This window comes from Fodinibius salsisoli, assembly GCF_026229185.1.
Lineage (GTDB): Bacteria > Bacteroidota > Rhodothermia > Balneolales > Balneolaceae > Fodinibius > Fodinibius salsisoli.
Window position 1 is genome coordinate 204,710 of sequence record NZ_JAGGJA010000008.1, and the last position, 18,887, is coordinate 223,596.

Consider the following 18,887-nt stretch of genomic DNA (forward strand, 5'->3'; position numbering starts at 1 on the left):
CCTATTGGTCTGTTATTTCTCGGGCCGGACCGGGATACCGAATTTCTTCCACCAGATCCTGAACATCCTCAGGAGGATCGGCGGTAAATCTTGAAATAGTTATAGCCACGACTAAGTTAACGATCATAGCTACCGTCCCAAACCCTTCGGGGGATATGCCAAACCACCAGTCAGCTTCGGTACCGCCTCCGAAACCTCCCAGTTTGTATTTGATCATATAGAAAAGCATCAGCACAATACCAACAATCATACCCGTAATGGCACCCTGCCGGTTCATTTTCTTATCAAAGATACCTAACAAGATGGCCGGAAAGAAAGAGGCGGCCGCTAATCCAAAGGCCAGGGCTACCGTTGCCGCTACAAATCCCGGGGGATTGATCCCAAAGTAGCCTGCCACAACCACGGCAAAGCCAGCCGCTATACGTGCCCAGACCAGCTCAACTTTTTCCGTTATCTCCGGCATAATCTGTTTTTTAATCAGATCATGCGAGATACTTGTCGATATAACCAGTAACAATCCTGCGGCTGTAGATAAGGCTGCTGCCAGTCCACCGGCGGCCACCAACGCAATCACCCAGTTGGGCAGGTTGGCAATTTCCGGATTGGCCAGTACCATGATATCTTGATCGATTGTAAGCTCATTCTGCTGCTCGTTGGCCACATACTGGATTTTTCCATCGCCATCTTTGTCATCGAAAGATAGCAGCCCGGTCTCCTCCCAGTTGGTAAACCAAGCCGGAACTTCATCGTATTGCTCGTTAGAGACGGTTTCAATCAAGTTTACGCGTGCAAAAGCGGCTATGGCCGGGGCTGTGGTATAAAGGATTGCAATAAAAAGAAGTGCGTAGCCTACGGATTTACGGGCATCACGGACTTTGGGCACGGTAAAAAACCGGACAATAACATGCGGAAGTCCCGCCGTGCCAACCATAAGAGCCAGCGTAATGGCAAAGACATCTATGGTTGATTTTGTCCCGGAAGTATATTCTGCAAATCCTAATTCTTGGTGTAGCTGGTTCAGCTTTTCCAATAGAAATGTACCTGATCCATCGGCTAAAGTGCTTCCAAAACCAAGCTGCGGTACAACATTACCCGTAAGCTGAAAAGAGATAAAGAAGGCCGGTACCATATAGGCAAAGATCAGGATGCAGTACTGGGCTACCTGTGTGTAGGTAATGCCTTTCATCCCGCCCAGCACAGCATAGAAAAAGACAATGACCATCCCGATATAAACACCCATGTTGATCGGGACTTCCAGGAATCGGGCAAAAACGACACCAACTCCGCGCATCTGTCCCGCTACGTAGGTAAAAGAAACGATGATGGCACAGACCACCGCGACCGTTCGGGCCACATTCGAATAATATCGATCGCCGATAAAATCAGGAACGGTAAACTTTCCAAACTTACGCAGGTAAGGGGCCAGCAGCAGTGCCAAGAGCACATAACCACCGGTCCACCCCATTAAATAGACACCGCCGTCGTACCCCATAAAGGCAATGAGCCCCGCCATAGAAATAAATGATGCGGCTGACATCCAGTCTGCGGCGGTCGCCATGCCATTGGCTAAGGGCGGAACTTTACTGCCCGCTATATAAAAATCACTTGTAGAGCCTACTCTCGACCAGATAGCAATGCCAATGTAGAGTGCAAAGGTCAGCCCTACCAGAATATATGTCCATGTTTGAATATCCATATCCAATAAATTTGTCGTTAATCCCTGTTATCCTTCGTGTACATCGAATTTTTTGTCGAGCCTGTTCATCAGCCACACATAGACAAATATGAGTACGACAAATACATAAATTGATCCCTGCTGGGCGAACCAGAAACCAAGTTTAAATCCTCCTATCTGGATACTGTTCAATGGCTCTACAAGGAGTATTCCACATCCAAACGAAACGATAAACCAGATACTCGTTAGAATACCCACATAGCGGAGATTAGCATGCCAGTATTCATCCATATTCTTTTCCTTTCCCATCTCATCATCCTTTAATTATACCTTATCAAATATCGACTGGCCACCGATCCCTTTGCCGGCCCAGCCGTTATATTACAAACCTGAAAAACAAGCTATAACTTAACAATATAGATCTGAAGTGCAAGCAGCGATAAGAATAATTTTAACCATATAAAATAAAAACCTCCTGCACAAACATGTATACATTCCAATGCCCGATAAGAATGGTTTTATGTTTTATATGCAAACCAAAACTATTGATAATCTCTCAACGCTTTCTAAAAGTCTCTGGGGGGATATACCAAGCCATAAATGCCCAGCTACTTGTTCCATTTCCGCTGGAAACAGTAGTGCAGCCGACTTAGAATACGTGACTTTTTAGTCCGCACATTGGCTTCTGAAATACCAAAATGCTCACTGGCTTCTTTGGTCGTTATGTCAGGATTTTCAAGTATATGCTCAATAAACGCTCTCGATTTTTTTTTGAGGTTATTTAAACACACTTCCAATATCTTTTGCCGATCTTCATCCTGCAAGTTTTCTATCTGTTGGCCGGGATCTTCCAAATGCTGCTCATAATTTTCTATATCCTCCAGAGTGCCGGTATCTTTGTTCCACTTGTCTTTTTTCATCCAAAAATACTCATTACGGCAAACCTTAATGAGGTAACTGAAAATTTGCTTTTCATTCCGAATTTTATCTTTCAAGATCTGCTCATAAACAATGATAAGCGCTCGTTGTGTACATTCTTCAGCCTCTTGCTTATCTGCCCCCAATACTACCTTGGCATAATCTCTAAGTCTTGAAGTGAGTTCTTTCAGTAGCCTGTTTACTGTACCCTGATCACCTTCTTTCAGGGCATATACAAATTCGGAATAATCAACTCTGGAAGAACTCAATTGATGTGTAAATCTTAATTATCCAACTAATTTTCCGGCTAAGCCAATAATAAAGCCAAACATTTCCTTATTCGAATATATAACTATTAATAAATCATCCAAATCTCACCTGATAAAAAAATTTTAAAACCCATCCGACTAAATCTTTTAAATAATTGTTTTCATTAAACTTAAAGTCATGAAAATGGCATCTTATTTATAGAAAATAATATCTTATTTGCACTAAATATTACTTTTACTCAAATTATTTTGTAACAATTGTCTTTCTTTCCACTCTTGTTAATGTAATGGTTATAGGCTTTCAGGGCCTTATTAGCTTAAAAAATTACCCCATTACACTTTTTTATAAAACATCAAATACCTCAATAAAATCAAGGACTCATTATGAAATCTTTCGCTCAGAAACTCATCGCTCTCTCATTCATTATCGCTCTTGCTACTGGTTGTGCTTCATCCGTAACTGACGCTGGCTTAAGCCCCGAAGCTGATACTCCTCAAACGGAACAGGTCACTCCCGATCAGCCAGATAATCCTTTCGGTACTGAGCAAGATGTCCAACCTATCGTAGATAAACCCGAGTAAAATACGTGATTTACGTCATCCAAAGATGATGGCATAATTTCTTATAACAGCCAAGAAGCGGATATCTGATAGCCTAACTTATTGAACTTGTTGGATTAGAATAGTATAGAATATTTTTTTAATGTGTAGATAGTAAAATTTACACCTATACCTTCTAATCCAATGTGGCTATTAGTCATACTTCTTGGCTTTTTTCAACCTGCTTCGGGGTCAACATCAAGTAATCCAATACTTGATCAGGCCAAAGCCCAGGGACAATACTATATTCAACAAATCCAGGAGAGGAATAAGCTGGATGAACATTTGTGGGCACTTACAGAGTTAAGTACATCGAACCCGCAAATAAAGAACTTTATTGAAAAAGAAGTCAACGAGATAGAACCCAACAGTGAGGTTCTCAATCTTTTTCGTGATATCGAAGAGACTACAGAAAAACAGCTAAAAAAAATAGTATTTAAAACCGGCTCTAAAAATATTCTGATTGCCCTCCTATTATCAGATATCCCCAACAAAGAGAAAATTTATAATAATTTTGTTAGCTCATTTGGCTTTCAAAATTCTGGATCTATTAATTATCAAGCTATATGCCGTGCTATATTACAGCGTAAGAAGATATCAAGTCATACTCTTTCTGCCGAATCGTTTCAACTGATCCATTTTTTCCTAATTTCAGATAAAAAACGTCGGGAATTTATTTCAGAAGATTACCTGAAAAAGATTGCAGCTAATTGGAAACCCAAACCTCAGGCAAGTAGCCCAAGCAGTTTAAATTTAAAAAGCATCACTCTTTTACAGTCTCTTTACTTACTTGATCGTTATGCAGAGATCACCCCTCTCCATCGTTCGGTTTTTCGTTCTAACCTATTTCCAACCTCAGCATTAAAGCTCCGATTCTATCGCTATATCGACTACTCGATCTACAGGACCGGTCGTTATGACCAAAACTTAGAACTTATCCGAAACTCCCTGCTTCCACTGACAAAATATCTGAATGATAAAAAGGCCGAATTAAGTGCGAAACAGCTGCTGGGCGTTTACTTATACAGTATTGGGAAGCTTCACCAGGCACGAGATACCTACCAACAGGTTTTAGCAGAAATTGACGACAAAAGGATAGGTATTAATCGTACGTCCCTCTACAATAATTTGGGTATCACTTATCTGAAGCTAGGCGAGTATGACAAATATTTAGAACTTCAGTTCAAAGCTTTGGAAAAAGCAATAGAGGTAGAAAATTATGCTCATGAATTAGACATCTATAATAACCTGTTTGTTTATTACAAAAGACTTAATGACCGAGAAAATGCTATAGATTATCTTAATAAAGCCTTAACCATAGCTCAACGAAAAGAACACTCTGAAGATTTAGGCATCATTTATATCTCTTTAGGATCCACTTCCCGAAAATTCAATGACAATCTTCAGGAATCTCAGTCATATTTTGCTCAGGCAAAAAAATATATAGATCCTCAGAATAACACGAAATACTTTATTGAACTACTCAATGAACAAGCGGAAACTTATGAGCAACAAAAAAAGTTTGAGCAGGCTTTAGTCAAGCATAATCGTGTTCTTGGATTGACGCCCCAAAAAGAGAACAACCCTACTTATATCGATGCCCTGGTCAATAAAGCTCTGATCAATCTGAAAATGGATCGGCTGCAAACGGCCAAAAAACTAATTGATCAATTTAGTTCCTCCCAATTACAGTATCTTGATTTTGAACAAATCGTCAAGGCTAATACTGTCAGGGCTAACTACCTGGAGGAAACGGGACAGCACACAGAAGCCCTGGAACTGCTTCGTCCAACTCTTGAACAGGTATTGGAACGTGCCCAAAGCAGCACGGATTTACAAAGCGGATATTGGCATATTGCTGATGAATACCTTGATGCTTTTGATCTTGCTATAAATGTTCACCTCAAGCAGAATCAACCGGAAAAAGCCGTAACGATTTTAGATCAGCTTAAAACCATTAATGATGCTTCTATTTACCAGAACCCCCTTGTCAAGGCGAGTTTACTTAATGAGTCGGAGCTGACGCAGTATAAAAATATTACCAATAGCCTTAATACACAGCGGAAAAACCTTTTGACCGTTCCAGAGGATAAGAAGTTTACGGTTAAGCAACGTATAAACGAATTAGAGTTGCAAAAACGAAAGTTTGATCGCAAGATTTCCTCTCAGACTGATCGCAACTCTGTTTCTATCTCAGAAATCCAGACTAAATTATCGGCACGGAAACTTATCCTGCATATTACCGAACTCAATGATTTTTATTACCTAGCAAGGATAAGCCGTTCGGGAGTATCTGTTGATAAAGTTCCGTTTAACAAACAAACGCGTAAACTTTTTACCAATGCTGTTCAGCAAGTTGCCAACCACACTACTAATCTCGATTCACTTTATGCTATTTCAGAACTCTTAGGAGTTGAAGGCATTCCGGATCGCATTAAAGAAATTACGGTAGTACCTGACAGCTATCTCTATCAGCTACCGGTAGATATTCTTCCTCTAAAAAGGCCACCACACCCTTATAGTTACGGTGCCACTCAATACTTTATCGAAAAATACCAAACGCACTATATCACGTCCCTCAATAGCTTTGATAAAGAAAACCAAAATGCTGCAAGCCGACAATATAAATGGAATTACATCGGCTATGGAATTTCGGAATTTGACACCCATTCCAACAAGAACCTGGTCCCCTTACCCTTTGCTCAAGAGGAAGTTACTTCCATAAAAAATCGCCTTAGCAACCTCCAAAATTTACAGACCTTTACCAATACAGGTAGTAAAAAAACAACCTTTTCTCGTACTGCTCCAGAGGCTCGCATTTTACATCTGGCTACCCACAGCGAGGTTTCGGAACGGGACCCCCTGTTCTCAACAATATACTTGAGTAAAGAAGACAGCGCCAACACTACAAATAATTTTACGGACCAACTTTTTGCATACGAACTTTTTGGGCTCAACTTAAGTAATGAAATGATTATGCTAAATTCCTGTAAATCCGGCTCCGGCTCCTATATTCAGGGCACAGGAATTATGGGCTTTAGTCGGGCATTACAGTACGCCGGGGCCAATTCATTGGTTCTCAATATTTGGTCCGTCAATGATATGCTCGCTTCTGAATTTGCTATACACTTTTATGAACAGCTTAATGAGGGCAAATCCAAGGCTGAAGCATTACAGAATACCAAACGCTACTTTTTGGCTTCCAAAAATGCGAGTCCTCATTTCTGGGGCCCATATATGCTGATTGGTAATACTGACCCTATTGTAGAGCCTAATAGAACGATGAATCTTGCAATGGCCGGTTCATTTATCTTCTACTTTTTACTACTTGTCATTCTTTCTTATTTGCACCAAAAGGGAATATTATTGCGAGGGCAGTCATAGTAACAAATAGATTTATTTGGAATAAAGAAGGGGGAACTAAGCAATAACCTTGGCCGCTACTCAAGAGATTTCGTGCAAAAAAAGAGAGGGTAGTTACACCCTCCCGTAGGAACTATTCTAAAAAATTCTGCTAGACTATCAGTAGGATAGAATCCGTGATAATTTCTTATTCTGATAATGCATCGAGATAACGTTCTGCCACACGACGATAGGCTCCGTTAAGCTCGTAAGCTTTTTGCATATCTGCCCGCGCTTCTGAAATCAACTCTTTTTGCAGATAGGCATTCCCCCGATACCAATATGCTTTCTCCAGCGATAGCACATCAATATCTGCCTGTCCATTTTGCTCAATAACATTGCCATAGACTTTTATCGCTTGGCTATATTCGGCTTTGTTATAATATAAAGAACCAAGTGTTAAGCTCAGTTCAACCTTCTTGTCTGAGGCTAATGCTGCATTCTGAAGCTTACCTTCCAGCAAGTTGATAGCCTGCGTATCATTACCTTCATTAGCAAGTATAATCGCTTTTTCGACGGCATCCTCTTCGTTCTCAGATGACAGTGTGCCATCTGATGAACGATAATACTGAAGTTCAACATCATCTACAGGAGAAATGAGTTGTTGCGTTGACTGGGAAGCAAAGTTAATAACGCCAAATACCGTTACCAAAATAGCTACCACAGCAGCTGCTGCATAGTACACATAGGTTGACAATGGAGTAACCTTTGCAGTTTCTTTGCGCTTATCCACAATCCCCTTAAGGTTGGCCACGCTCTTCATATAATCCATATACCTCTCATCCTGGATTAACTCTGCCCAAAGCTCATCAACTTCACGAGCAGAAAGCTGCCCCTCTACATAGAGATCAATTTTATGTTTTAATTCTTCGTTATTTAGTTGCTCAATCATAATTTTTCCAATTTATTTTTCGGAAAAAGATCCTGATAGTGTTAATCTTTTTTACTTTTATACATCCAACGTTCCTTTAAACTCCCAAAAGAACGAAATTATTTCCTGCGATCATGTCAAATTTAGATTGCCAGGGAAATATTTAATCCCTTCATTAAACAAGAGTGGTCAAAAAGGGGATTTGTTACAAAAAAGTTAAAAAAACATTCCATCCAATATTATTTACTCCCAAAATAACTGTTGTAATCTCATTTAATCCACGTATTTTAGACCCTAATACAACTTTCATTATAAGCCATTCCGAATCTACGAATGAAGAATTGGAAATTAATTATATCCATAACCACCCTTATGATGGTGATTTCAGGATGTAAAAACAAACAGGATATATCCCTGTCAGGTTCGATTGATTATGTTGGGTCGGCGGATATTTATATTAGTCAACAGCCACTGCATTATAAATATTCGGATAAAATAAGATATCCCTTACAACCTAACCAAAATGGTGCATTTTCCCTTTCGATCCCGGTTGATTCTGCCGAAATCGTAGAGCTTCATATTAATGAACAGTCGTACCCCCTCTATATTCAACCAGACAAACCGCTGAAGATAACCATAAATCGCGGTCAATTCCCTAAATTTGTAGCTATTGAAGGCTATCAAAAGCCCTGGCAAACGACCTATGCTGAATTTTGGGAACAAGAACAAGCCTTATTACAAAGGGTCGCGCAACAAATTACAGCTTTCAGGGAAGGCGATTCCACCTCTGTATTGCCACTTTATGAAGAACGCTATCAATTAGCAGGTCAATATTTTAGCCAAACTCCTTTTGAAAAGCTGTACTTTCAATCCGTTGGAGAGTATCTGGTAAAGCGCCTCGAATACATTACATATAACAGAAATAATCCTGGTTTTGACACGCAGAAAGAACGACAGCAGGTGCTACAGAAGGCCCGGGAACTTAATTTTTTCTCTTTTGAGTCCCTGCATGCCCAGCGTGCCGGAATCAGAGACTTTACAAACGCATTTGCCAATACTTTTGGCGTTGCCGACAGTCTCCAGGAGAAATACGACCAGCAGCTTATGCAGTACGACATCAAACGATTGGGGTACCCAACGCTCGATTCTGCGCGGACCTCAGTTCTGCAATATATAGATGGACGAAAGGCCCGGGCTTATGCCCAACTGCATCTTGTAGCTGAACGGGTTGGCGAAATGCCGCTCGATATTGCTACGCCAAGTTATCAAAACTACTTAGAAGAATATTCCGATTTTCCTCGCTACACCTCTTTCCTCGAATCGTTCTATGCGGATATTAAAAGCGTATCTCCCGGTCAACCTGCCATCCCTTTTGCCTTGCCCGATGCCAATGAAAAAATCGTGCAGATGAAAGATTTTCGCGGTAAATATGTACTCCTCGATTTCTGGGCCAGCTGGTGTATTCCCTGCCTCGATGCCTTTCCATATATGAGAGAAGCCTATCAAAATTATTCTCGCGACCAATTTGAGATCGTAGCTATTTCTATTGAAGAAGATAGTCTGCGATGGAGACAGGCTCTGGAACAGTTCGATAATCCCTGGCCCCAACTTTATGGAGGACAGAGCTTCCAGCAGCCGACCTTCCAAACCTACCGGGGAGGTGGCATTCCTTTTTATGTTTTGGTAAGCCCAGAGGGTAATATCATTCGCTATAATGATGTTCGTCCCTCCTTTAACCTATCCCAGGTTTTAGATAGCTTAATTACTCCTTCGAACCCCTAAGAACTATTATTCTATGAAGCGCACTATCATTCTGCTAATAGTATGCATTACAAACCTGACAGGTATCGGCTGCAGCCAGGATAATACCTCACAAGAAGCTGAAAAGGCATCTCTGGACCAAAAGATCGGCCAAATGCTTAACATAGGATTCCGGGGAATGGCCATTGCCGACACCAATCATATTGTACGTGATATTCGTCAGTATCATCTTGGCGGCGTTACACTCTTTGATTATGATGTTCCCCTCGATACAGCTGCCCGTAACATTGGCAGCCTGCAACAGGTAAAAAAGTTGACACAAGATTTACAATCCCGGGCTCAAACGCCTCTTGTTATTGCTATCGATCAGGAAGGCGGCAAAGTGGCTCGGCTTAAACCCGAGCGAGGGTTCCCGAATTCAGTTTCAGCTCAGTATTTAGGTACGCTGAATAATATTGACAGTACCCGCTACTATACTCAAAAGATGAGCCAATCCCTTTCTAATTTAGGTATCAATGTAAACCTGGCCCCGGTGGTGGATCTGAATACCAATCCACAAAATCCGGTCATTGGAAGTTTAGAGCGCAGTTTTTCTGCTGATCCTCAAACAGTAGTCAGACATGCAACGGCCTACATTAATATGCTGCATAAGTTCAACGTTCTGAGTGTTCTGAAGCACTTTCCCGGACATGGCAGCTCAAAAAAGGACTCACATCTGGGGGTTGTAGACGTCACAGAAACCTGGGAGCAAAAAGAACTCATCCCTTACCGCGAGCTTATCAACTCAGGTACGGCGGATATGATTATGACCGCCCATATCTTTAATGCTCGCTGGGATTCGACCTACCCAGCCACGCTGTCCAAGGCTGTAATAACCGGCATGCTACGCGAGGAGCTCGGGTTTGAAGGGGTTGTGATGTCAGATGATTTGATGATGGGAGCGATTCGTGAGGAATATGGACTCAAGACAGCCATTAATCAAGCCATTTTAGCGGGTGTAGATGTACTATCCTTCGCTAATAATTCTGTTTATGATCCCGATATAGTACCAAAAGCTCATAACATCATTAAAGAGCTTATTGAAGAAGGCCAGATTTCACGCAACCGTATTGATGATTCCTATCAGCGGATCATGAAAATGAAAAGCCGGTTGTCGACAAAGAGAAACTAAAATAGCATATTATTCCTCATCTTCTTTGCGTCGACGAACCATTATAGCTCGAAACCAGAGGATGCCAATGCCAATGAACGGAATAGCATACACTAAGACAGCAATAGGACCAATGTTTCCGTCAGGTGTAGCTTCAACTTCAGAGTGAAGCTCTCCTTCCCAGCCTGTCCCTTTTATCACAACCCGCACCTTCCACATTTCGCCCTTATCAAATTCCACTTCCGTATTATATCGTACACTTCTTGTTACTTGACGTTCAGCGTCATAAAGTTTTTCACTGAGCCTTCCAGAAGTAGGTGCTACTCCAATCTGTACTGAATTGATGTCCATCGATTGGGTGGCTGACTTTCTGGGATCAAAAACCACAAAAAAAGTACCGATGCCGATATCCGGATCGGTCCAGACTGATACTAAATAGGGACCCACTTCCTGATCTATGATGATAGGGAATGGCGGGCCTTCATGGGATTCCACTGCCGGGGGTAACAGCAACAGAAACATTACAAGCACGAAGGATCTCCAGCTCCAGTCGTTTATATTCGTTACATTAATTTTCATATTATGCTGCATTCATTTAGTCTCCAAACCCTGTTTTATCCTCCCAGGAACGTTCCACGCATCTCCATCGGTTGATTGAGTAACCACACGGCAGCCCCACATAAAATTAGGCATAGAATAGCCCACGGTATAAAAGCCTGCCAGGGTCGTGCTTTATATTCGCGAAATGAAATACGATATATTGCTAAGAGAGAGCCCAGCAGCCCCAATCCAAGAAATCCTATCTCCAGGGGATACACAAGTCCGGGCGGCATGCCGGATAAGCGCCACAGCGGATCTCCCAAGATGGGTATTCCCCAACTGGTCAGCATGCTCTGGATGACGGGGATAAAGGTCCAAAGCCCCGTTAGAAAGTGAAAACTATAGTGGGCGACCCAAAGCCCAAATCCAAAAGGAACAAGCGCATAGGAGTAGCGCATGATGACCGGCAGCAGCTTCTCCCCTGTTTTCGTCCATTTACTGGTGGCGTAGGCGGCTGATCCTAATAATATAACTGGCTCGACAACGAGCATTAGGAAAAAGAGCGTACTCAGGACGGGAAGCTCAGAAGTCGTATTTAAAATACCTGCCAGCCAACGCTGAAAGGCATAGACCGGGCTAACCATTCCAAAAGCATTTAGCAGTGCTCCAAAGGTAAAGACCAGTGCAAGGACCGAGATATCCGGTCGGTTGGTAAAACGCCCAATACCCGACCGACGGGTCTTCTCCCACAGTTCGCTTCCCGGCACTTTGGTTGATATTGCTACATTATCATGGGGACAGGCATGAACACAATCCAGACAAAACGTACAATCCATATTGCCTGTTTTCCTGGGTTGAAAAAGAGCCAGCTCACACCCCCGTTGCACAATTTCATCATGATTATCAGGATGCCGTATACCCTTGATACAGTCTTTGGTTGTGCAATCCAGACAGGTATCGGGATTCGCTACTTGTACCTCAAAAGGTGAAACGGTTGAGGAGATAAAGTTAAACTGCCCAATAGGACAAACGTATTTACAGAAGGATGCTTTTTTAAAGAAAGTATCCACCAAAAGTGCCGCCGCAAAATAGGAAATGATGATCCAAGCCGTCCACCAGGGAGATCCCCAGAGATCAAAATATTCGTAAGCAAAAAGTACCAAAACAAATAAGCCGATGGAGAGCCATTTATTGCGCAGCCATCGAGGCCAGCTACGAACGGGAGCAGAAAAGCGTCGGGCCAGTTCACGTGGTAGCATAAACGGACAGGCCATACAAAAAACATTCCCAACGACTAATAACAATAATACGAGCAACCCGCGGTAATGCACCCAAGTAAATAACGTCGACAAGTTTCTGGGTGCCAGCTGCGGGCCCAGGAGTCCGTGTAAAATCATGGCAACAGCAATAACAAGCATCACACTTTGCATGGCCATCCGTGAATGCTGCCAGCGCAGAAATTTACCGATAATCGGCAACTGCAGTAAATCTGTTCCCGGAAAACTATTTTGAGAACTCATGGTGCTGTACGTTTATATCTACTTTTCTGATCGAACCCCGGCTATCTCAATTTGCTTCCTGACTTCACGCCCGTCAGCCAATGTCGACTTAACCAAAATAAACCAGTCGCCCCCCATGGTAAACTTTATATTGGCCGAATATTTTCCCGGAGCAATTTCTTCAGCGGTAGTTAAAACCGGCTGCATACCCGGGTGAGACATGTTACCTTCCAGTTTAACTTCAGCCCCTTTAATTAATTGCTCGGTACTATCTCGTAATGTAAAATCAAGCTGTGCCATGCCTGCGCTGGGAGGGTTAGGGGTTATTTCCCACTGAAGGTTGATGTCTGGGTCAGCATCATCAGAAGGTGCACACCCAACTGCAGCCAGACATACGATCATAACGATACACATTTGTACCAAAGAAACACAGTACAGGTAATACTTACATCTACTCATCGTCCAGGTTCACTATTAATCCTTTGGATATAAAATATTAGGCTGCAGATGATTTGGGCTGTACCACACAGCTACACTTGATATGTGATTTTTCGCCGGCTGGCGGAAACATATGCAAATACATTCCGATGATCATCGGAATAAATACAAGCGTATTATAGATCAGGTGTAATTCAACTCTGGGGACCCAAAGCTGAACAATACTGATGGGCACGGGTGAGTTAAATAGGTTTTCTCCAACAAGAGCCTGCCCCTGCAGTATCATATGCTCAATATGGTGCCAGAACTGAATTCCAAAAGAAATCATCCACCATGTGTAAGCATTACCTGTAAAGCCTTTGCGGAAAATCCATAACGCCATAAGCATAATGATGGCATAGCCGTAATGCAAAATTTCTGAGGATATGAGCGCTGGAAAATAAAGCCCCAATACTCCTAATGATTCGGGGATGGGCCACCCCAGCACGTATACCTGGTAAGCCTGTGCCAAATGCTCGGCCCAATGGGCAAGTACAACGGCCATGAATAACTGTAGCCCTCGTTCATGCCAAACGGTATTTAATTTATGTACAAATTGATTATATGAAGACTGTAATGGTGTGTTTGTATCAGCTGCTGATTCTCGAGCAGCAATTTCTTGTGCCATATTTCCCATGTATCAATTATTGACGGTTATTCCCTTTCATAAAAAGAGCCCTTATTTAATTTGATATTATAAAATCAATTGAATTGAATAACAAGTATCTCTAATGAACTATCTCATATAAAAACTGGCGGGTTCAAGGTAGCCCTTATCATATACCTATACTATTATCCATCTTGGTCTAAGGTACCTTCCCAACGAGGTTGTACTTTGGATCCGTAGAGACGTGCATACTCACGACTAAAAGCTGCTCCAATTAATATAATCTGGGCATTATAGTAAATCCAGATTAAAAAAATCACAAATGATCCAGCTGTTTTGTAGGTTGGCTGAAGGGATGAGGTGGTCAAATACCAGCCTACCAACGATTTGCCTAATAAAAATAGCAATGCTGTGACCAATGCCCCAACGGCAAGATCACGGAAACGGACCTCCAGGTCGGGCAAAATTTTAAACATCATCATAAAAAATATTAGCGCCAACATTATATTGACAGCACTACTGCCCAGTTGTATCAAAAAAAGCTCTTCGCTGCCGAACAAGGGCAACAGGGCTTGCTCCATGACATAGATAATACTTTCAGAAAGCAGGCTCAGAAAAAAAAGCAGGCTGATGGAACCTATAAAAAGCAGCGCCCGCAACCGGTCCCATAAAAAAGCCCGAACGGTACTTAACTCTGCCTCTCGGACGTTCCAAACTACATTCAGACTCTTTTTCAACTGGGTAAGCAGTGTGGTAGCTCCAAAAACCAAGGTGACCATTGCTATTATTGAAGACCAAAGCCCTGTAGAGTTCCTACCGGCACCCTCTACCATTGATTGTATGGCTTCTGATAATTCTGGTCCTACAACGGCATCCAACATTTTCTGCAGTTCATTCTGCCCCATTTCACCACCCAGCACCACACCAAGCAGCCAAACTAAAAGAATAATCAATGGCGCCGTGGAGAAAATACTGTAAAAAGCTATAGCTGCGCTATGGACTCCTAAATCGATACTACCTATACGCTGGTAGGTACCGATAAGTAGGGCCTTAACTTGTTGAAAAAGTGTTTGATCTGAATTCACAACAAAGGGCGTCCGTTATTTAGAGGCATTTACTTTGGGCAAAAATATACAGTATTTAGGGATAGATGAAATTATTCATTGAAGGATGGTATATATGCATCTTCCTTATAGTTATAGCTGGTATATCCAACAGTTTAAAAAAGCCAAAGATACCTCAGAAACGTTTCTTCTTTCAGTGGATGACCGAGATTTCCTGCGTCCGCCTGCTGATGATCAATGGGCCATTGCCGAGTGTTATGATCATCTGATTAAGTTTGGATATCTCTACCTCCAAAATATGGAGCCGGCATTAGCGGCCAACTACACAACAACTGATAACCTGCAGCAACCATTTAAGCCGCGATGGATTACACGGAAAGTCATTTCATTCTTTGCCCCACCTTATAAAATGAAGGTTAAAACCTTTACGCAGATGAAACCCGCCCCCGTCTCTGGATATAACCGGATGGAGCTACTTAATGACTATATCAGTCTCCAGGATCGTCTTATTGCTGAACTGGAAAAAGGTCAACAACAGCAGACCAACTTAGGTGCCGTGATGGTAGAGCATCCTATCTTTTCTATCCTTAAAATGACGCTTTCAGAATGTTTTGCTATTGTTGAGGTTCACCAGAGGCGGCATCAATGGCAGGCTGAACAAACCCTGAAAATGTTGGAAGATAAATTATAGCCAGCCTGTAGCTTATTGATATTCTTCTCTTTATGGGAAATCCTTTGCAAAACTGGGCTTGTCATCCTGAATTCAGTTCAGGATCTCCCTTCAAAGGCTGCCAAAAGTATGAGATTCTGTCCCGAATGCTATCTGATCCAGAATGACAAGAGGTGATCGTTTTGCAAAAGGCCTCTATGAAGTACTATTTATTCTTGTATTTATAATAGGGAAAGAGAAATAACCCAAAGGGTTCCTGCCCTTCCTTGTCTATAGACTGGTGATGACGCTGGTGGGCATATCTGATCAACCGCATAATCTTGCTATCACTCTTGAAGGGCATAAACCGTTTGTGGGCAAACAGATCGTGGATCACAAAGTACAGCAGCCCGTAAATAGCAATCCCAAGCCCAATAGCAAAACTCATCGATTCAACAGGTGCTTCCATCCCGCGATACATCAGGTATATTGAAACGGCCCCGAAAAAGAGTGAAAACAGATCGTTTAACTCAAAAGCCCCATGTGTGGGCTTATGATGCGTTTGGTGTATCTCCCAGAGCAGCCCATGAAAAACAAAACGGTGAACCAGATAGGAAATAACTTCCATCCCGGCAAATCCACAAACAACCCATCCTATAAATTCCAGTATTGCCATGACACTATGTGTTCACTCTAAGTTTTAAATTGTATCAGTCCCCATATAAATATCAAAAATAGGGACCTAATACCAACAAAAGTTTGTTAGAGATACACAATTACAATGATGTGGGTGTAAGCTATGGAAGATTTTAGCATCACAGATATTTATTCTGGCAACGTAGATCGTACCCCAAAGCAGGATGCCAATCGATTTCGGAAAGAGACGGGCTTTCCGTCACCGGCTCGCGATCATTTTGAGAAACCACTTTCTCTTGATGAATACATAATTAAACGTCCTGCAGCCACGTTCTTTGTACGAGTGAAAGGCGATGGGCTGAATAAAATTGGAATTTTTTCGGATGATATTTTGGTTGTAGATCGTTCAATATCAGCTTCGCCCGGGCATGTAATTGTTGCCATCCTGGAGGGTGAAATGGTTGCTCGGAATCTGGTTAAACAAGGTAAGGATATCTATTTATCCCAGAAAAAAAGCCTGGATGGCGCCACCAAAATTACGGATATGCTCGATTTTGAAGTTTGGGGAGTTGTCTCTCATGCTATCCATAAATATATTTAATACTGATTGACGTTTGATATGACTGATTTCGATCCAGAAACGCTTAAGATAAAGCTAGCGCTTGCAGATGCTGCAACAGACCTCTATTTAGAGGAAGATGGTGATTTCCTTATTAAGGATGTCGCTGAAGCCGTTGATATAAAACCCGGAGAAGTCTTCAACTACTTTCCCAATAAAGATGCCATTCTGCAGTTTTATTATGCCTCTATTGTCTTCCGCTATCAGCTGATGCTCGATGAAATAGATTCATTCGATACCTACACGCTCAGCGAAAAGTTCTCGAACTTTGCCTACGCCAGCTTCGATATGCTCAATGAAAAACGGGCGTTTGTAGAGCAAACATTTGGCCGTCTTATCTTGCGCTCCTATGGCAAAACCGATTTTGAAAAAGAAATTGAAGGCCTAATTGAGCAGTTTCTTGACGAAGATCCTCGACTTTCGGCCAGTTCCGAGATGGTCAAAAATGGTTGTTTCTACAGCTTCCTGCGGATGAAATACCTTGGCTTGGTTCGCTTCTGGATTTCCGACGAAAGCGAAGGCCATGAGCTAACGATGGAGCTGACGGATAAGCTCACCAACTTCTTGCAAGAACTTATGTACAACTCCATCGTTGACCAAGGGTTTGAATTAGGCAAATTTTTATACTCCAACAAAAAAGCCTTCCTCAATAATATTCCGTTTGTCAAACAGATATTTTCCAAAATAGAAATTCGATAATTTATGAGTAACGACTTTCCCTCTTCAAAATTTGAGCGCGGTAAAATTTTTGCCAAAACAGGCCTTAAAGTAGGAACCAACTATGCCAAACGATATCTCAAGAAATCGATGGGCCAGGAAGAAAGCGAAGAAGAGGGGCGCCAGTTCCACACCGATAATGCCCGGCAGGTGTTCAACGAATTCACCAAACTCCGCGGCACGGCGCTAAAGATTGCCCAGTCCCTCAGTATGGATGAAGGCGTGCTGCCCGATGAATTTGCTGACGTGATGAGTGAAGCGCAATACAGTGTACCTCCCATCAATAAGGCCCTGGCACGATCTATCATCAAAAAAGAACTGGGTGACTATCCCGAAAAACTGTTTGCCGAATTCAATCCCGATGCAATTGCCGCAGCTTCCATTGGACAGGTGCATGAAGCCCGTCTGGAAGATGGCCAGAAAGTAGCGGTTAAGATCCAGTATCCCAATGTTCGAAACACCATCCATTCGGATATGTCTATTGCCAAATCGCTCGTAAAGCGACTAGCGAAAAGGGGGGCCAACCTTGATGATTATTTTGATGAGATTGAATCTACCCTGATAGAAGAGACGGACTATCAGCAGGAAGGGGAATATATTGAATATTTTCACGAACGATTTGCCGGACAAAAAGTGGATACCCCGCGCTGGATAAAAGAACTTTCTTCCCCGAAAGTGCTAACAATGACCTTTATTGAAGGCCAACACCTGAAGGAGTTTTTAGCAACAGATCCTTCCCAGGAGCAGCGCAATCACTATGGCCAGCTTTTGTGGGATTTCTTTCACGATCAGGTAGAACAACGTAACTTCATCCACGCGGATACTCATCCCGGCAACTTTTTCTTTAAAGAAGATGGACGACTGGGCGTCATCGATTTTGGTTGTGTCAAAAAATTTGATGAGGAGTTTACGCAGAATTATATGCAGCTTCTGCCCATCCTGATTAATGGGAATGAACAAGACGTCCGGGAACTCTACCTCCGGCTGGATATCACCAAAGAAAATCCGGATAATCCCAAAAAAGAAGAAGAGTTCTTTCAATTCTGTAAGAACTATGGCGAAAGCTTTGCCCTACCCTATATGGAAGACACATTCAATTTTGGCGACCCTTCATTTAAAAGGCGTATTAATCACTATGCCAAACGGATGCCGATTATGAATGAGCCGCGGGGAGATAAAAACTTCATTTACAGTACCAAAGTTCATATGGGGCTCTATAGTTTCCTGATAAAGCTTAAGGCCCAAATTGATACCCAACAAAGTAAAGAAATCACGCAGCGAGTGCTGGGAGAAATGGAGCAAGAAACAGGCTAATTAAATAACAAATAAATGGCTTAACGCATTGAACGATTGCAATCAAGCCCCCCCCTATGAACAGGTTTCAATCTCCCCAAAGTCTCTCTTCTCCATAGCCTGTCCCGACCAATGTCGGG

At 42.3% G+C, this 18,887-nt stretch carries 18 protein-coding genes; 8 read left to right on the forward strand and 10 right to left on the reverse strand.

The window, feature by feature from the left end:
* Window position 1: 1 nt before the first annotated feature.
* The 3 genes from J6I44_RS13230 to J6I44_RS13240 form a co-directional block, all read right to left on the reverse strand.
* Window positions 2-1,696 carry a sodium:solute symporter family protein gene (locus J6I44_RS13230; RefSeq protein ID WP_265766624.1) on the reverse strand — a complete coding sequence of 565 codons (1,695 nt, stop codon included), beginning with the start codon at window positions 1,694-1,696 and terminating at the stop codon, window positions 2-4.
* Between the two features lie 27 nt (window positions 1,697-1,723).
* Entirely contained in the window at window positions 1,724-1,984 is a 261-nt protein-coding gene (locus J6I44_RS13235; protein ID WP_265766625.1) for a DUF4212 domain-containing protein, read from the reverse strand.
* 299 nt (window positions 1,985-2,283) lie between these two features.
* Window positions 2,284-2,862: an RNA polymerase sigma factor gene (locus tag J6I44_RS13240; RefSeq protein WP_265766626.1), complete on the reverse strand. Its 579-nt coding sequence runs from the start codon at window positions 2,860-2,862 to the stop codon at window positions 2,284-2,286.
* A gap of 384 nt (window positions 2,863-3,246) precedes the next feature.
* On the opposite strand from J6I44_RS13240, the gene J6I44_RS13245 reads away from it, so the two are divergent.
* Window positions 3,247-3,444, forward strand: a complete 198-nt coding sequence (locus tag J6I44_RS13245; RefSeq protein ID WP_265766627.1) for a hypothetical protein — start codon at window positions 3,247-3,249, stop codon at window positions 3,442-3,444.
* A gap of 162 nt (window positions 3,445-3,606) precedes the next feature.
* Complete coding sequence (locus J6I44_RS13250; protein ID WP_265766628.1) at window positions 3,607-6,846, forward strand: CHAT domain-containing protein; 3,240 nt, start codon at window positions 3,607-3,609, stop codon at window positions 6,844-6,846.
* A gap of 166 nt (window positions 6,847-7,012) precedes the next feature.
* Here the strand turns inward: J6I44_RS13250 and J6I44_RS13255 are convergent, their stop codons facing one another.
* On the reverse strand, window positions 7,013-7,756 hold the full coding sequence (locus J6I44_RS13255) for a tetratricopeptide repeat protein (protein ID WP_265766629.1): 744 nt from the start codon (window positions 7,754-7,756) through the stop codon (window positions 7,013-7,015).
* 312 nt (window positions 7,757-8,068) lie between these two features.
* Between J6I44_RS13255 and J6I44_RS13260 the strand changes: the two genes are divergently transcribed.
* Window positions 8,069-9,517: a TlpA family protein disulfide reductase gene (locus J6I44_RS13260; RefSeq protein WP_265766630.1), complete on the forward strand. Its 1,449-nt coding sequence runs from the start codon at window positions 8,069-8,071 to the stop codon at window positions 9,515-9,517.
* Window positions 9,518-9,530: 13 nt separating this feature from the next.
* On the forward strand, window positions 9,531-10,667 hold the full coding sequence (locus J6I44_RS13265; RefSeq protein WP_265766631.1) for a glycoside hydrolase family 3 protein: 1,137 nt from the start codon (window positions 9,531-9,533) through the stop codon (window positions 10,665-10,667).
* A 9-nt stretch (window positions 10,668-10,676) separates the two neighbouring features.
* Here J6I44_RS13265 and J6I44_RS13270 read toward each other — a convergent pair whose 3' ends face one another.
* The 5 genes from J6I44_RS13270 to J6I44_RS13290 form a co-directional block, all read right to left on the reverse strand.
* Window positions 10,677-11,225 carry a hypothetical protein gene (locus tag J6I44_RS13270; protein ID WP_265766632.1) on the reverse strand — a complete coding sequence of 183 codons (549 nt, stop codon included), beginning with the start codon at window positions 11,223-11,225 and terminating at the stop codon, window positions 10,677-10,679.
* A gap of 35 nt (window positions 11,226-11,260) precedes the next feature.
* On the reverse strand, window positions 11,261-12,706 hold the full coding sequence (locus J6I44_RS13275) for a 4Fe-4S binding protein (RefSeq protein WP_265766633.1): 1,446 nt from the start codon (window positions 12,704-12,706) through the stop codon (window positions 11,261-11,263).
* 18 nt (window positions 12,707-12,724) lie between these two features.
* Window positions 12,725-13,087, reverse strand: coding sequence for a FixH family protein (locus J6I44_RS13280; protein WP_265766634.1), 363 nt, complete (start codon window positions 13,085-13,087; stop codon window positions 12,725-12,727).
* 94 nt (window positions 13,088-13,181) lie between these two features.
* A complete protein-coding gene (locus J6I44_RS13285; RefSeq protein WP_265766635.1) occupies window positions 13,182-13,790 on the reverse strand; it encodes a hypothetical protein in 609 nt (202 codons plus the stop codon).
* 164 nt (window positions 13,791-13,954) lie between these two features.
* On the reverse strand, window positions 13,955-14,854 hold the full coding sequence (locus tag J6I44_RS13290; protein ID WP_265766636.1) for a YihY/virulence factor BrkB family protein: 900 nt from the start codon (window positions 14,852-14,854) through the stop codon (window positions 13,955-13,957).
* Between the two features lie 94 nt (window positions 14,855-14,948).
* Between J6I44_RS13290 and J6I44_RS13295 the strand changes: the two genes are divergently transcribed.
* Complete coding sequence (locus J6I44_RS13295; RefSeq protein WP_265766637.1) at window positions 14,949-15,524, forward strand: DinB family protein; 576 nt, start codon at window positions 14,949-14,951, stop codon at window positions 15,522-15,524.
* A gap of 184 nt (window positions 15,525-15,708) precedes the next feature.
* Here the strand turns inward: J6I44_RS13295 and J6I44_RS13300 are convergent, their stop codons facing one another.
* Complete coding sequence (locus J6I44_RS13300; protein WP_265766638.1) at window positions 15,709-16,158, reverse strand: sterol desaturase family protein; 450 nt, start codon at window positions 16,156-16,158, stop codon at window positions 15,709-15,711.
* Between the two features lie 123 nt (window positions 16,159-16,281).
* Between J6I44_RS13300 and J6I44_RS13305 the strand changes: the two genes are divergently transcribed.
* Genes J6I44_RS13305 through J6I44_RS13315 form a run of 3 tightly spaced genes read left to right on the forward strand, consistent with a single transcriptional unit; the run spans window position 16,282 to window position 18,768 of the window.
* On the forward strand, window positions 16,282-16,719 hold the full coding sequence (locus tag J6I44_RS13305; RefSeq protein WP_265766639.1) for a LexA family protein: 438 nt from the start codon (window positions 16,282-16,284) through the stop codon (window positions 16,717-16,719).
* A gap of 18 nt (window positions 16,720-16,737) precedes the next feature.
* Window positions 16,738-17,436 (forward strand): TetR/AcrR family transcriptional regulator, encoded by a 699-nt coding sequence (locus J6I44_RS13310; RefSeq protein WP_265766640.1) that lies wholly within the window; start codon window positions 16,738-16,740, stop codon window positions 17,434-17,436.
* A 3-nt stretch (window positions 17,437-17,439) separates the two neighbouring features.
* The gene (locus J6I44_RS13315; protein WP_265766641.1) at window positions 17,440-18,768 is read left to right on the forward strand and encodes an ABC1 kinase family protein; all 1,329 of its coding nucleotides are present in this window, start codon (window positions 17,440-17,442) and stop codon (window positions 18,766-18,768) included.
* Window positions 18,769-18,887: the final 119 nt, after the last annotated feature.